The organism is Mesorhizobium sp. L103C131B0 (genome assembly GCF_000502275.1).
GTDB lineage: Bacteria > Pseudomonadota > Alphaproteobacteria > Rhizobiales > Rhizobiaceae > Mesorhizobium.
The window spans coordinates 57,363-72,432 of record NZ_AYXC01000003.1 but is presented as its reverse complement, the minus strand read 5'-3'; the positions used below and the strand labels follow the sequence as shown (position 1 = coordinate 72,432).

The following is a 15,070-nucleotide window of genomic DNA, read 5'->3' as shown; positions in this document are numbered from 1 at the left end:
ATGGCGGACGGCGATCAAACCCGCGCAAGGCTGATCGATGTCGAGCTCGACGAGTCGATCGGCCGTTCGACGCCCGATGTCGAACATGAGCGCGCGGTGGCGATCTTCGACCTGATCGAAGAAAACAGCTTTCAGCCGGTCAATGATGACGGCGCCGGGCCTTACCGGCTGAAGCTGTCGCTGGCCGAATCCCGGCTGGTGTTTGCGGTCGCCCGCGAGGATGGCGCTGATGTCGTCACCCATATCCTGTCGCTGACGCCGCTCAGGCGCATCGTCAAGGACTACTACCTGATCTGCGAAAGCTATTACGACGCCATCCGCTCCTCGACGCCAAGCCATATCGAGGCGATCGACATGGGCCGGCGCGGCCTGCACAATGAAGGCTCGCAGACGTTGATGGACCGGCTGGCCGGCAAGATCGACATCGACTTCGACACGGCGCGGCGGCTGTTCACGCTGGTCTGCGTGCTGCACTGGCGGGGTTAGACCTGACTGGGGCGCCCCGCTCGATCCTGTTCTTGTGCGGCATGAACGCCGTGCGCTCACCGATGGCCGAGCAGCTGGCGCGGCGCATGCTGCCGCCGGCCACTTTCGTCGCCTCTGCCGGCGTGCACAGGGGCGAGCGCGATCCGTTCGTCGACGCGGTGCTGGCCGAAGAGGGCCTGACGCTGGGCGAGCGCCAGCCGCGCTCGATGGACGATCTCGAGGACGATTATTTCGACCTTATCGTCACCCTGGCGCCGGAAGCCCACCACGCCGCGCTCGAACTCACCCGCTCGCTTGCCGTCGACGTCGAATACTGGCCGATGCCGGATCCGACCGATGTCGGCGGCAGGCGCGAGCAGATCATGGCCAGCTATCGCGACGTGAGAGAACGGCTGAAAGCGCGCATCAGCCGACGTTTTCTGCTTCCGGAGGTAAAAAACGCGGCGGATTGATGCATGTCGCTCAAAAGCGGTCCCGGTTTTGAGACAACGACATGCATAAAACGAAACCTTGGAGCGCGTCGCATATGACGCGATCTAAGCGTGTTCACAAGCGCACGATTATCATATAGGTTCCGCCGAAATTCCGGCCTGGGCGCTCCAGGGCGCCGGAACTGCAATCCAAGCAAAGGTATCGAATGCCGAAGGAAGAAGTCCTCGAGTTTCCGGGTGTCGTGACGGAATTGTTGCCCAACGCGATGTTCCGGGTGAAGCTCGAAAACGAACACGAGATCATCGCCCATACGGCTGGCCGCATGCGCAAGAACCGCATCCGTGTGCTGACCGGCGACAAGGTCCTGGTCGAGATGACGCCCTATGACCTGACCAAGGGCCGCATCACCTACCGTTTCAAGTAACAGTCCGGCGCGAACCGCGATGAGCATCCTGCAGAAGCTCGTGCTTGCCTCTGGTTCGCCGCGCCGGATCGAACTGTTGCAACAGGCCGGCATCGAGCCGGACCGCGTGCTGCCAGCCGATGTCGACGAAACGCCGCTGCGCGCCGAACATCCGCGCTCGCTGGCCAAGCGGCTGTCGAAGGAAAAGGCCGAGAAGGCGCTGGCCTCGCTGAAAAGCGAGGAAGACTATGCGCCAAGTTTCGTGCTGGCCGCCGATACGGTGGTCGCGGTCGGACGCCGCATCCTGCCCAAGGCCGAGACGCTGGACGACGCCGCCAATTGCCTTGGACTGCTTTCGGGCCGTTCGCACCGGGTCTATTCCGGCATCTGCCTGATTACGCCGGGCGGCAAGCTGCGCCAAAGGCTGGTTGAATCCAGGGTACGCTTCAAGCGGCTTCCACGCGAGGAGATCGACGCCTATGTCGCCTCCGGCGAATGGCGCGGCAAGGCCGGCGGCTATGCCGTCCAGGGTCTCGCCGGTTCGTTCGTCGTCAAGCTGGTCGGCTCCTACACCAACATTGTCGGCCTGCCGCTCTACGAGACGGTGGCGCTGCTTTCGGGCGAAGGCTTCAAGGTCCACACCAGCTGGCATACCGCGCGGCCATGAGCCTGGACGATAAGGTCACACCACTGCGCCCGAAGCGCCCCTGCCCCGAATGCGGCAAGCCGTCGGCGCGCGAGACCTATCCGTTCTGCTCTAAGCGCTGCAAGGACATCGACCTCAACCGCTGGCTGAAGGGCGCCTATGTCATCACCGCGCGGGATGACGAGGACGAGAGCGACGAGCCGAAGTAGGGTTTGGGCGGTGCCGGCCGCGCAATTCCACTTCGCCGACCTTACGCAATTGCTGCTTTGCCGGCGTCGGTATTGTCTGCGACAATTGCCCCGGAAAATCAGCGCTTAGGCGCTGGACAGGCCGGATTCCCGTGCTATAACCCACGCGCTTTCAAGGGGTGCCCCACGGCGCTTTCCTGAAATCCGGTCAGGCGATGTCTCGTTTGCCGGCGAGGCCCAGATAGCTCAGTTGGTAGAGCAGCGGACTGAAAATCCGCGTGTCGGTGGTTCGAATCCGCCTCTGGGCACCAGTTTTCTCTGAACATCAAGGGCTTGACTTCCTGGCGCCGCACCGACGGATTCNCCCAGATAGCTCAGTTGGTAGAGCAGCGGACTGAAAATCCGCGTGTCGGTGGTTCGAATCCGCCTCTGGGCACCATGCCCCCTTCTCCCGGCACTCCCTTTCACCGAACCTTCTACGCTGCAGCTTCTGCAACCGCTTGGAATTGTTGGTCTTTTGCAGTCGCATTTGCGCGGTTAAGCGGGACACGGAGCGCTTCAGGAGCATTTGGTCCAACGAGGCGGGGGGATGGTATTTCCGTTGGTATTCGACATCCTGATGGTATCGAAACAGCCAAGGGAGACCTGACGAATGCCCCTCTCCGACGTGAAATGTCGAAATGCCCGCCCTGCTTCCAAGCTCGTGAAATTATCTGATGGGGGCGGGCTTCAGCTATGGGTACAGCCCACGGGCTCTCGCCTCTGGCGGCTCGCCTACCGCTTTGACGGCAAGCAGAAACTGCTCGCGCTGGGCAGCTATCCCCTTATCTCTCTCGCCGAGGCACGGGAGGCGCGCGATGACGCTAAAAGGCTTCTGCTAGCTGGCGTCGACCCTGGAAAGGAACGCAGCTTGCGGAAGGCCGATTCGGCAAAGGACTCCTTTCGCTCAATAGCGGACGAATATGTTGACAAACTAAAGAAGGAGGGACGTGCCGACCGGACGATCAGCAAGGTCAAATGGCTGCTCGACTTTGCCTATCCGATAATCGGCGACAAGTGCATTCGGGAGATCGACCCGGCCACCATCCTTACCGCCCTCCGCCGCGTGGAGGTTCGCGGTCGATACGAGTCGGCCAGGCGACTGCGCTCCACGATCGGCAGCGTGTTTCGATACGCAATCGCGACCGCACGCGCCGAGACAGATCCGACCTTCGCCCTCAGAGGCGCACTCATCAGTCCGACGGTAACGTCTCGCGCCGCGATTACCGATCCGAAGGCCTTGGGCGGTTTGCTGAGGGCGATCGATGCATTTGACGGACAGCCTACAACCCGGGCCGGTCTGATGCTGATGGCGCTGCTGTTTCCCCGCCCCGGGGAGCTTCGCGTCGCTGAATGGGAAGAGTTCGATTTTGAAAGCTCGGTGTGGACCATCCCTGAAGCACGCATGAAAATGCGACGGCCGCACCGCATATCCCTATCAAAGCAGGCGATCAGCGTCCTGACTTCACTCAGGGAAATTTCTGGTGGTGGATCGCTGCTGTTTCCTAGTGTTCGATCGGCTTCACGTCCGATTTCCGACAATACGCTAAACGCCGCACTACGTCGTATGGGTTACGGCAAGGAAGAAGCTACCGCGCACGGCTTTCGAGCAACGGCATCAACTTTGCTGAACGAATGCGGCGAGTGGCATCCGGACGCGATAGAGCGGCAGCTGGCCCACATTGAGAACAACGACGTTCGGCGCGCCTATGCCCGGGCAGAGCACTGGGAGGAGCGCATCAACATGATGCAGTGGTGGGCCGATTATCTGGATGAACTCAAGAGCAAAAACCCGCGGGTGAACTCAACCGAGGGACGCCGCAAGCCTGCTGTCCATACAATAACGCGACCATCCACTTTGAACCAAACAGCGGCCGTTCATCAAAGGCCGATACAAATCTCCAACCGCCGGAAATCATACTGACCGTCGAAAAACGCCGAAACTCGTCGCCAAGTCGTAGGCCCGGAGGGGTCAACTTTCTTTCCAGGACACTATTAAGGTTAGCGGATGATGACGGTTGGTTTGGGGCCGAAAGCAGATAGCCTGTTCTCAGGATAATGCAATCAAGAAGCGGGCATTGCGTCGCACATAGTCGAGGCAGCTATGTCGCGCTCTGCAGGCAGAGCCGCCAAGGCCGCGAACTGGGCCTGCGCGGTTTCGACGAGCGCTGCCTACCTGAGCCGCCGGCTAGGCTGGGTGCGTTTCTGCACATGGTCATGTTGGCTAGCAAGCTCTCTGTCTTATGATTTGCGAGGATCGACCTGGGAAGAGTCTCGGCGATGATCTTCCTCTTCGGATAGTGGAGTTTCTACGAAGGCTATCGGGCCGCGATCTTCAGTTCCCCGGTGGCGACCCTGCCGACAAGATTGCGCATCACGTCGAACGTCAGAAGGTTGACACTGCCATCGGTAACCATGCCTACCGCAACGTCCGAGAAGTGCTCGGCGACGAAGCGCACGACCGCAGCTTCCTTCTTGGGTAGCGCCGAGATCAGGCATGAAGCGTTGCTGACGATCCAGGTGTCGCCGGACTTGTCAAACCGGAAGGCGACATGATCGGTGCCGTCGGGATACTTAATACTGCCCATGGCGCAAGAAGCGATCTTGCCGGCTGATTTCGTGGGAGCGTTCAGGAACATCTCAAGGCTATCGATGTTCCCAGGGTTATAGGAATGAACTACGACAGCCAGGCCGAAATTCGGCGTTCCGCTGGATTTGTCGATCTTGACGTCGAGGTCGGTGACATAGGTCGAGTCGCTGCCTCCTTTTTGCGTCTGTCCCTCGTACGCGTGTACCTTGAACACGGGCACAAGCAGACCTGCCTGTGCCGCGGCATCGTTCGGTACGTTCGAGACGACCGCCACCTCGGTTGGCGGCTCGATGAATGTTCCCCTCTGCAAACCAGCGGTTGTCGGGTCCGAGTAGAGCGCGAGGAAGGACCGCACTGTCGCAACGCTTAGGTCCCGAGGTGCGACGGCTGCCGGCAATGTGCGGCAACTCAGCGCCATTTCGCGGGTGCGCTCGCTGGGACGCCCGTCCGGCTTGCCGACGTCACAGCCCAAAGCATTGAGGGTCACCTGCAGCGATTTGAGCGCGACGGCGTCGCCTAGCGTGTAGAGACCATCGCGAGTTGCGGCCCGTCTGACCGCCGCGAAGTATAGCGACGCGTCTCTGACCCGAGCGACCGCTTGGGTGCAACAAAGATAGATGCCAAACTTGGCGTAATTGGTGCTCTCAAGTCCGGGGGTGAAGGTCGGTCCACGCCACTCGGTCACTAATTTGCCATTGAGGTACACCTTAACCCGACCGGAGCTGTCCTTCGCCCACTTAATAAATAGCTCGAAGCGGCTCCACTTGCCGACAAGGTTCTTGAAATCGGCGACCTTGAGGCGCGGACCGGGCGTGCAGTTGTAGTTTCTGAGCGCGTTACTGAATGCAAGGTAGAGAGAGTCATCTTTGCCCGCGAAATTTGCGAGTGAAATGTGCTGGCATTGTTTGTTGTGAAAGTAGAATAGTTGCATGTAACCGTCAGCTTGCTTTATGCCGTATGGGAAGTCGTCAGGTAAGTAGACAGCGAACCCATACCAGCCCTGTTTCGGCTGCCCATTGCCGTTCTTTTTGGTCGCAAAGACGTTTTCACGAACTTGCGACCGTACCGACTGCTCGTCGCAGTCGTTAGCTGGAGCATGCGGCTCATAGCGCCGTGGATTGCAATAACCTGAGGGGATCCGAAAAGAATAAACCTTGGAGGTCGGCGCCTCGCCGGTTGGGTCATCGATGATCGCAACGGACTTGGGAGCACTCAACTCGTCGATTACGAGAGGATCGAAACCGGTTTCTTCGGCGGCCTCCAGCCGGCCCGTGGCATAACTCACAACCGCAGTCACAGCCAAGGCTATAATAACGTTGAAACGCGGATGGAGCATCGCACCCTCCTCTCGATTTTCCAGCGCGTCCGCGCTTGACATTCAATTAGACATCGGCTGATGACGCCCTTCGTTCGCCTGATACTGTGCCCTTGTGCAGAAATCGACGAGCTCGGATCATCGTTAGCGCACTTACAGTCCACCAAACCAAGGCCTTGCAGTTTACCTGATGCCTGGCGATGGCGACTCTGAGAATGGCGCCGCTACGCCGTTAGCCAGTCGCTCCATCATTCGCGGCGCGGCTGCTAGCCAATAACTCATTGCTGTTTTGTCACAAGCTGATGCACCAAGGCCAACGCTTGACGTTTGCAACCGCTGCTTACCATCCATCCAAGAACTTCCAGCGGATTTTCAAGAACGTTCTTTGGAAACATTTTAATTTCGATCGACGCCGATGTCTTGTTGGTCTCGACGACAACAGATTTCACCTCGGGAGGAATACGGTCTGGAAGAGAGTAAGTGAGCTTGCCTGCGCTCCAGACTATGCCGTTGAACGGCTCACCGTCGCCGATGCGGATTGAAAAAACCGCGCTCTGACCTATGCCCTCGCGCGCAAGAACCATAACACCATCGCGGATGCAGCCCGGGGCGGATTCTTCGATGGACACTGCCCAGGGGTCGTCGAGCCCGCTCGGCGTGGAATAGTCGCTAGTGGTGCGCGAACCGCCGATGGACTCCGTTCTCTTGCGCTCGTTCGCCAAGAGGACGGCTATCAGGTCAAGCTTTGAAGGGCCTTCCTGCGCTTTGGCAGTCCCCTGTAAACTGCCGGACGTCAATGCATCCTCAGTTACCACGAAGGAATCTGGACCCGAAAGCGCGTTCACGCTGCCGTCCTCGCCGAGCAAAGTGACGACCGTACCGGCTGGCACGTTGATGACGTCGCTTGGCATAAAGAGCTTGCCTGGCGGCAGTTCATCCACCGCCGGCTCAGCTGACAGGACCACATACTGGCTGCCGGCGACCGCGCGTTGCGCCGTCACAAGAACGGCCGCGGTGAGGGTCAGAGAGGCGATTTGCGAGATCGGACGCATGAGGCTCATGTCATTGATGACCCTATTTGTCGGCAAGATGAATGTCTGCTCGGAAGCGTCCGCTTGCAAGACGGCTATGATGAAAAGCGATCAGGGCGTCTTGTGGATAGTTTGTGACCAACAGCTCAAATGCCGCTGTCGCGAGCTTATCGTCGGTGCCAAGCAGGGCGTACGCCTTTGCGTATTCCTCGCAAAGTATCGTATTTTCTGACGTTCGGCTCATTGCCTCGAAAGCCTCGATGCCTTGGTTCTTGCCCTTAAGGTGCAGAACTCCCGCAGGCCGCAGCAAGAAGCGCGTTGCTTGTTTCGCGACTTCCGCGCTTATGCAATTTTTCGTGCCGATGTACTTGTTTGCGCCCTCCAGTCGGGCCGCAGTGTTTACCGTGTCTCCAATAGCTGTGTAGTTGAAGAACCGATTTCCCCCGAAGTTGCCGACGATTGCAGGCCCGCCATGAATACCTATGCGGGTGGATCCGAGTGAATGGCCCCGTCGTGCCGATTTCTCGCGCAGCCGCTGCGCGTGGTCCTGCACAGCAAGTGCCAGAGACACCGCCCGCTCCGCTTGGTCATTTTGTGCTGCCGGAGCCCCGAAGAAGCCGACCACCGCATCGCCGATGACCTTGTCGATGGTTGCACCATGCTCGACAAATAACTCGCAGAGCCCGTTCAGATATTCGTTCAATACATCTGCGAGCACCTCTGGCGCGAGTTGCTCGCTGAATGACGTAAATCCCTCGACATCCGTGAATACACAGGTGAGCTCACGCTTCTCGCCACCGAGATGGAGAGCGTTGGGTTCCTTGACAATCGCTGCAACAACGGCCGGACTGACATATTTCGAGAACGCGTTCAGAATGAACTGGCGAGCCTTGGCGTCCCGTCTCCAAGCCAGGAAGCCAACGAACGCCGACAGGCCGACCACAAGCAATGCAGGGGCGACCATCGGAACGAGGATTGCGAACCGCGCGAACGCCCACGCCTCACTGATCCATACCAGCAGCACCGTACAAGCGACCGCGACAGGTTTGAGGACCACCGGGATCGGCCGCGAAACGATCCATAAGCAGAACAGCCCGACAAGAAGCATCGGCGCATAGCCCACTGCAGGCCAAGGGGTCGTTATCCGATTCCCGGACACGAGCCTGGCTAACGAATGGGCGTGGATCGCGACGCCAGGGAGGACACCGATTTTCGCCCCGCTCAACAACGCGAACGGTGTCGGATGACGGTCTATTTGCTGTAGGTCTACACCGATAAGAACATATTTCCCCTCGAACCAGCTGAGCGGTGCCAGCGGAACGGCCTGTGCCGGATAGGTTGGAAAGCTGAAGGGCAGGCTGTTCCCCGTGCGGTAGTAGACCATCTCCTCCGGCGAGTGGCCGCCACCAACGCCGGTGGATGCTGCGATCACTGCAACAAAACTTGGCATCCAAGCGCCGCCGCCTTCTCGACCGGGGAAGGCCCCACGGACCACGCCGTCGAGATTGTCATGCAACAATGCTGCAAGGCCCCGCTTTGCCGACGGAGCGAACGCGTTTAGATAGTCGGATTGTCTTTGGGTAAGGCCGTCAGTCCGCGAAGCCGAGGCGATCACCACAGGCACACGGGCGGTTTCAATGGCAGTTTCGAGGCGGGCATCCTTTTCCGGCTCTGTTGCCTGGTCGAACAGTAGGTCGATGCCGATGGCGAGAGGGCGGGCGGACTCGATCCGGGCCACCATGTCGGCCAAGAAGCCACGGTCCAGTGGTGAGCGGTATGGAAAATTCGCCAGGGTCTGTTCTGTTATTGAGACCACGACGATGTTGGGTGGAGCATGGGTGAACGGCGAGATCGAGACCATCATCACGTCGCGCAGGATGTTCTCCAACGGCGGTGACACGAGAGCGGTCCAGAGGCCCAGCAGAACCAGATAGGCGAGCGATGCGGCGATGCCCCCTCGCCGCAGGCTGACGATCCGGCCAAGTGTCCGCACGCCGAAATACACCCCTTAAGTGGAAGCGCTACTCGCTGCCAGCATACCCGTTCAGGCGCATCAAGCAATTGTCGCCCGTTTGCATTGGAATGCACGACCCCAGCACCGAAACGGTGTCCGCCAATCCATCTCAGAGTCGCAGGCCACTCGTCCGCAGCCCGGGGCATAGCTCTTTTCGGTTGCATTAGCCTCTGCTACAAGTTCCCTTGGGGAGCCGTTTCGCCATGCGCAGCGCTTTCATTCTCTTGGTTTTATTGTTTGCCGCTGTTTCGGGACAGGCAGTCGCCGAGAAACGCGTTGCGTTGGTCATTGGCAATTCTGCCTATCAGCATGCCGTCCAACTAGCCAATCCGAAGAACGACTCCTCCGACATAGCTGCCAAACTTGAAAGCCTTGGGTTTCAGGTCGTGAGCGACCAGGACCTCGACTTGGCGGGAATGCGACGCACAGTACGCAACTTCTTGGAGAGGCTCGACGGTGCCGACATGGCGCTTTTTTTCTATGCCGGACACGGCCTGCAGGTGAATGGCAGCAACTATATGGTGCCGGTGGATGCACAGTTGTCCAGCTACAACGACCTCGACTTTGAGGCCCTGCCGATAGACCTCGTACTTTCGGCGATGGAACGCAGCACGAAGGTTAACCTCATCTTCCTCGATGCCTGCCGGGATAATCCGTTTGCGGAGAAGCTTTCCCGCTCCATGGGGACGCGCTCCGGTTCCCTAGGGCGTGGTCTTGCCAGACTTGGCAGCGGAGTCGGGTCGCTAATCGCGTTCGCAACGCAACCAGGTAACGTCGCGATAGACGGGGCGGGCCGGAACTCTCCGTTCACAACTGCACTGCTCTCGCACCTCGGCACGCCTGGGCAGGATATCATGCGCGACCTCGTCGATGTGCGCCGCGATGTGCTGGCCGCCACGGATGGGAAGCAGGTGCCGTGGGAAAATTCGTCGCTTACGGGAGAAGTCGTTTTGAAGCCTCTCGCGGCAACGGCCGAGCCGAAACAGGCGTCTGCTTCGCTTCCGCAGACTGCGTCGCCAGACAACGCGGTCGAGCTAGCCTATTGGGCGACCATCAAGGACTCAACCGACAAGAGCTTCTTCGAGGCGTATCTACAGCAGTTTCCGACGGGCGTCTTTGCGGCCCTTGCCAGGCTAAAGATCGACGGTATCGCCAAGCGTTTTGAAGCGGAACGGCAGGCTTCCACCAAACAGGTGGCGGGACAGCCAACGACGGAGCGCATCGCTAAGGCAACCGACAATACCAAGGCGATGGAAGTCGCCAGCCTTGAACAACCCAATCCGCTGCCGCAGTCACCGGCAGGCAACATAGACGCTGGCGAACTTACACGGGCCACTCAAGTGGAACTGGTTCGCCTGGGGTGCCTGGCCGGCCATGCCGACGGCAAATGGGGCTTGGGCAGCCGCAAAGCACTTCAAGACTATGCCGGCAGGCAAGGTGTCAAGCTTGCATCATTGGAACCGACAGCGGAACTTCTGGAAAGACTAAGGGCGGTCGGAGCTCGTATCTGCCCGCTTATTTGTGAAGACGGAATGAGGGTGCAGGGCGATCATTGTGTGCCCCAGACGAGCGGGCTAAGCGCCTTTAATGGCACATGGAAATTAGTCAGACGAGCCACCACGGACTGCGGCGATTGGCGAGAACTCTCAACACGCGTTTTCATAAGAGATGGCAGAGTATCGTCTGACTCCGGATTTACAGGAAGCATTTCCAGCAGCGGCGCCGTCAATATGAAAAGCACCTTTGTATATAAAGGAAGAACGGGCGGGAACACCCTGAGCGGGGTCATAAAGGGTGACAACGGAACCGGCAGATTTAAAGGGACCGGAGCTGGCAGCGGGTGTTCAGGAAAAGTTATTATGGAAAGAATGTAGAAAGGGCGGAGTCGGCCGTCGGCCGCACTTCTGTTGAAAGGCCGATGCTACGAGGCCAGCAACTGCAAGAGCTACATAGGAGTCAAGAGCCGATCTTAAACATGAACGGCGGTCGTATCGTCAAGCTCATGGAGTTCGCCAGCGGCGTCAATGTCGGCAACTGGTGCAAACGTGCGGCTGCGGATGTTCGCTCGGATGTCCGCTTTTGGGATGCGGTTAGGGTCTGCTCAACGACGGATATTGGGCGCATTGCGGACTGGCAGGTTTGGGGCCGGAACCCGTCGGTCCGCTATCGGGGCGAGCTCGGCGGATAGCCGCCATTCGGCAGACGACGTCTGAGCGGACGTTGAGGCGGGTTGCATGCATACGGATGACCCGGGGCTGCAGGGCAGACATGCCCTGCACGAAGTCCTTGTCGAACCGTGGCAGTGCAGGTCCGCGATCTCGAGCATCCGCTAGGCCAGATGCTGCTCCAGTGCCCCATGCGGGTAAGCTCTGCCTCGCTATCACCCCTTCACTGAGCCCCAGAGTGACGGCCGGATTCGCGCGCGCAATGGACGCGTGCGAGACGCTGTTCGATGCTGGCTCTTATGGCGCTGAGGAGGCTGCAACGTGGCGAGCGGATGCTTGCCACTTATTGCGATGCGCTCCGGCAGGCACATGATGCCATGATCGGCACCTCTGCATGCGCCAGAGCCTGATTCAACTGCTGTCGGACCTCGATGATTTCTACCGCGCCACCACGTCGGCTAAGGCATTCAAGCAGGCCGTGTAGGCTCCAGACGTTGCGTGGGTGTTGGCAAGGACGCGGCAACGTCGCATCAAGCCCAAGGTCCGCGCGATAGACAGCCTCAGCTTCGCCATATAGTCCGGCATCCATCAGCAATGCGCCAAGCGCGTGTCTCGTCGGCTGCATCCAACCCCATGGCTCATCATAGAGCAAATTGTCGTCGAGATCGACCGCACGCCGCAGGAAGTCCAGGCCTTCATGGACGCGACCGGACTTGTAGTGCAACTCCCCCAGCATCATCGCTTCGGCAACCTCGAGGATATCGGCGCATGGGTTGTTGAACAGCATGCGCTCGGGTTGCACTGCATCGCGCGCGGCCGCGAAAAGGCTAGCGCTTTCCTCTGCCTGGGGGATTTTACCGAGATTGGCCAGAGCTACGGTGCGGGCATAATGCAACAGGACGGTGCTGAACGAGTAGAGCTCAGCATCGTCAGGGAAGGCCTCTTCCAGGATGCAGGACCAGCGGCCAAAGCGGATAAGTACGTGCAACTTCATCGGCGCGAAGGCTTCAAACATCTCTGGCATGTAACGCACCACCGGCTCCGGCAGGTTTTCTGCCAGTGCCCTCGCGGCCTCGAAGGCATCCGAAGGGCGACCAAGAAACATGGCCCCGTAGATTTGAAAGTGAAGGTTGTGGATGCGGTAGACAGTGTAAAAGTTCTCACCGCCTGCATGAGCGAAATATGAACGATCCACCTGAGCCGCCTGCCGATTGCGCACCACGACTTTGTGGTAGTCGCCGCAAAGCACGTCAATATGCGTCGCCATATGCACAAGATGCCCAGAGTCTGGCACTAGGCGCACCAGCCGATCTGCATGCGGCAAGGCTTTTTCTGGCGTCGACGACATCTCCATCAGATGAATATAGAAATGCAACAACCCCGGATGTCCCCAGGCTGCTGGCTGGGTCGTGAAGGCGCGGTCCAAAGCCGCGCGCGCTTCCACCGTCGAGGTGCCAGCCGAAGGCTGCCCGGTCCGAGTATCCCACAGCGCCCAAGGCGTGCGGTTGATCATTGCCTCGACGAAGATCGCGGTCACATCCAGATCGTCAGGGAACCTCTCGTACACTGTGCGCATCGCATCAGCGAAATCGTCATTCCAAGGGCCATAATCCGCAATCTCTGGATCAGTAGGGAAGCGCGATGTCAGCGCATCAAGCAAGGCGCGCTCGACTTCGATTGCAGACAGATCGCACGCTTCCGCCAGCAATACATGCGCCCGCGTCAAAGCGACAATACGCTCTTCAGGCCCGAAGGAGGTCCATAGCTTGTTGTAGTTTGGACCCAGACAGTGGGCAATTCCCCACCGCGCCATGACGTTCGAAGGCGCCACCTCGAGCGCGCGCTCGTAACAGGCAATGGCCTCTTCGTGGTTAAATCCGTATTGCCAGATCAGTCCCCGGTCGAACCACATCTGCGCCTCGGAAAGCGTGTTGTCCAGCCGGCGGGAGAAGGTGCCTAGATCGAAGTACGTCATCGTATCCAACTCCATGGCTGTCGGCGACTAGCCGCCCAAACTACATCAAACCCCCGAAGGAAGGGAGTTCGACTTCAGGATGCCGCCCGATGTCACCGTGCGATCTTCATCAAGAGCCGCGATAGGTGCGCCCATCCCCGCCCCGACGCCGTTTTCGGACCGGACCGACAACGATTTCCCCTCAACGAGGAGCGATGTGGATGGACATCTCTGCATTCGCTTTGGGCGATAAGCCGGACTGAGACAGTTTACCCGATCAGCCTCAAGGGCTGACGCTTATCAATATGCGATGTGAAACACGGATCGTAGTCTGAACTGGGGCCGGAAGCGGGCCGTCAGCTTTCGGGGCAATCGCGTCGGCAAGCCGCCGTTCCACTGCCGACCCTTTTCAGACGTTCGTGAGCTAAGCAGAACGAGCCGGAGACTGAGGTTCTCGTTCCAGCGACGCTATGCGAACGGATCCACGTTCCCTGGAAAGCTTGCGAAGCCTTCCATCCAACTGGAAGGCAAATGGGTTTGCCCCAGGATCATCGACCCACTTAGGATCCGCGATCTGATCAAATTGTCCAGGGAGCTCGGTATGGTCCACCGGCTCCGCTTTGGCCAACATATCGGCGACAAACACTTCCAGTTGGACGCGAAGGCGGCGTACAAGAGCTTCCACGAATGTGCTGCGGGCAGCCCGGCTTGATGCGCTTGATGTCGATGTCCAGGCGCAGCCACCAGACCGACAGCCTACTGAGGTTGAACAGCGCGTTGGGGCTTGCGAAGGGAACGCCATTGTCGGTGCGGATCGCGCTGGGCAGGCCGAATTCTTTGAGAAGGCTTTCGAACACTGTGAAGGCATAGGCTTCCTTGGTGGTCGACAGCGCCTCACTGGCGATGAGATAGCGGCTGGCGAAGTCGGTGATCGTCAGCGGATAGCAATAGCGCCGGTCGGCGAGCATGAACTCGCCCTTGTAGTCGGCGCAACACAGCGCGTTGGGGCGACAGCCGCTTGAAAGCGCTGTCCCGGTCGCCCTGTTGCGCCGCCGCTTGCGGTGCTCGACCATGCCGTGCCGATCCAGAACCGCATGCACCGTCGAGATCGCGGGCCTGTGCACATCGGGGTACAGCCGCGCCAGCCGCTCGCGTATCTTCGGCGCAACCCATGTCGGCTTGTCTTGCTTGAGGCGCACAATCAGCTTCTCGATTTGAAACGAAAGCTGATTGGCCTGGCGATAGGGCCGGCGCGATCGATCCGTCAGCCCCTCCAGGCCACTATCGTTGTAGCGCGCGAGGATCTTGTAACCGGTCTTGCGCGAGATATCGAACTCCCGGCAAAGCACCGCCATCTTCTCGCCGTCCAGCAGCCGGGCGACGAACTTCAGCCGCTCTTCCATGACGTTACACTCCTTCCAAGGCACCTTGTCTCCTTGCAAAGGGCCAAAAGTGTAACCCATGTCTCCGGAATGAACTGTCACCCATCTCTCGGGAAGGCACAATAAAATCAATATATTACGGAGATAGATTGCATGCGCCATTCCCAAGGTGGCGAGGATTGCAACCATATTGCCACCATTCGGGGACGACTGTAGCGTCCATCCTCGGACAAACGGCGATAGGCCTTTCCTAAGATGCCAACAGGTGATCCGCTTTTGGCGGTCGGTGGCGGTTTTGGACGCCGCGCCCTTTGCTGTCTCCCTAAGAAGGACTACTCCTATTCATTCTGGTCCCTTTGATTGGGAGTGTTGATGATAGGGGTGTGGTACCGACTATGGCGGTGGCTTCTGGATTTGGTCGGGGT

The 15,070-nt window shown here is 59.1% G+C and carries 11 protein-coding genes, 1 tRNA gene and 1 pseudogene; 8 read left to right on the top strand and 5 right to left on the bottom strand.

The annotated features are described in order from the left end of the window. The 7 genes from X730_RS157080 to X730_RS157115 all read left to right on the top strand — a co-directional run bounded on the left by X730_RS157080 (window position 1) and on the right by X730_RS157115 (window position 4,118). On the top strand, window positions 1–486 hold the full coding sequence (locus tag X730_RS157080; protein WP_023669283.1) for a UPF0262 family protein: 486 nt from the start codon (window positions 1–3) through the stop codon (window positions 484–486). After that, a complete protein-coding gene (locus X730_RS157085; protein WP_081725519.1) occupies window positions 474–938 on the top strand; it encodes a low molecular weight phosphatase family protein in 465 nt (154 codons plus the stop codon). The genes X730_RS157080 and X730_RS157085 overlap by 13 nt, the downstream gene beginning before the upstream one ends. Window positions 939–1,123: 185 nt before the next feature. After that, complete coding sequence (infA, locus tag X730_RS157090) at window positions 1,124–1,342, top strand: translation initiation factor IF-1 (RefSeq protein WP_006200926.1); 219 nt, start codon at window positions 1,124–1,126, stop codon at window positions 1,340–1,342. Between the two features lie 19 nt (window positions 1,343–1,361). Continuing rightward, entirely contained in the window at window positions 1,362–1,988 is a 627-nt protein-coding gene (locus X730_RS157095; protein ID WP_023681911.1) for a Maf-like protein, read from the top strand. Continuing rightward, window positions 1,985–2,176 carry a DNA gyrase inhibitor YacG gene (gene yacG / locus X730_RS157100; protein ID WP_023669280.1) on the top strand — a complete coding sequence of 64 codons (192 nt, stop codon included), beginning with the start codon at window positions 1,985–1,987 and terminating at the stop codon, window positions 2,174–2,176. The genes X730_RS157095 and yacG overlap by 4 nt, the downstream gene beginning before the upstream one ends. Window positions 2,177–2,390: 214 nt before the next feature. Beyond that, a tRNA-Phe gene (locus X730_RS157105) sits at window positions 2,391–2,466 on the top strand. 341 nt (window positions 2,467–2,807) lie between these two features. After that, on the top strand, window positions 2,808–4,118 hold the full coding sequence (locus tag X730_RS157115; protein WP_023825862.1) for an integrase arm-type DNA-binding domain-containing protein: 1,311 nt from the start codon (window positions 2,808–2,810) through the stop codon (window positions 4,116–4,118). Between the two features lie 394 nt (window positions 4,119–4,512). On the opposite strand, the gene X730_RS157120 is transcribed toward X730_RS157115, so the two are convergent. The 3 genes from X730_RS157120 to X730_RS157130 all read right to left on the bottom strand — a co-directional run bounded on the left by X730_RS157120 (window position 4,513) and on the right by X730_RS157130 (window position 9,123). After that, complete coding sequence (locus tag X730_RS157120; RefSeq protein WP_031202526.1) at window positions 4,513–6,120, bottom strand: heparin lyase I family protein; 1,608 nt, start codon at window positions 6,118–6,120, stop codon at window positions 4,513–4,515. Between the two features lie 257 nt (window positions 6,121–6,377). After that, window positions 6,378–7,160, bottom strand: a complete 783-nt coding sequence (locus X730_RS157125) for a hypothetical protein (RefSeq protein WP_023692409.1) — start codon at window positions 7,158–7,160, stop codon at window positions 6,378–6,380. A 13-nt stretch (window positions 7,161–7,173) separates the two neighbouring features. Then, entirely contained in the window at window positions 7,174–9,123 is a 1,950-nt protein-coding gene (locus X730_RS157130; RefSeq protein ID WP_023825861.1) for an adenylate/guanylate cyclase domain-containing protein, read from the bottom strand. Between the two features lie 224 nt (window positions 9,124–9,347). On the opposite strand from X730_RS157130, the gene X730_RS1000000165205 reads away from it, so the two are divergent. Further along, a complete protein-coding gene (locus X730_RS1000000165205) occupies window positions 9,348–11,018 on the top strand; it encodes a caspase domain-containing protein (protein WP_023692411.1) in 1,671 nt (556 codons plus the stop codon). A 634-nt stretch (window positions 11,019–11,652) separates the two neighbouring features. Here the strand turns inward: X730_RS1000000165205 and X730_RS157140 are convergent. Together X730_RS157140 and X730_RS157145 are read right to left on the bottom strand one after the other, a co-directional pair. Then, on the bottom strand, window positions 11,653–13,284 hold the full coding sequence (locus X730_RS157140) for a tetratricopeptide repeat protein (protein ID WP_023825859.1): 1,632 nt from the start codon (window positions 13,282–13,284) through the stop codon (window positions 11,653–11,655). Between the two features lie 671 nt (window positions 13,285–13,955). Further along, window positions 13,956–14,666, bottom strand: a pseudogene (locus X730_RS157145) (helix-turn-helix domain-containing protein); the annotation flags it as partial. Window positions 14,667–15,070 lie beyond the last annotated feature (404 nt).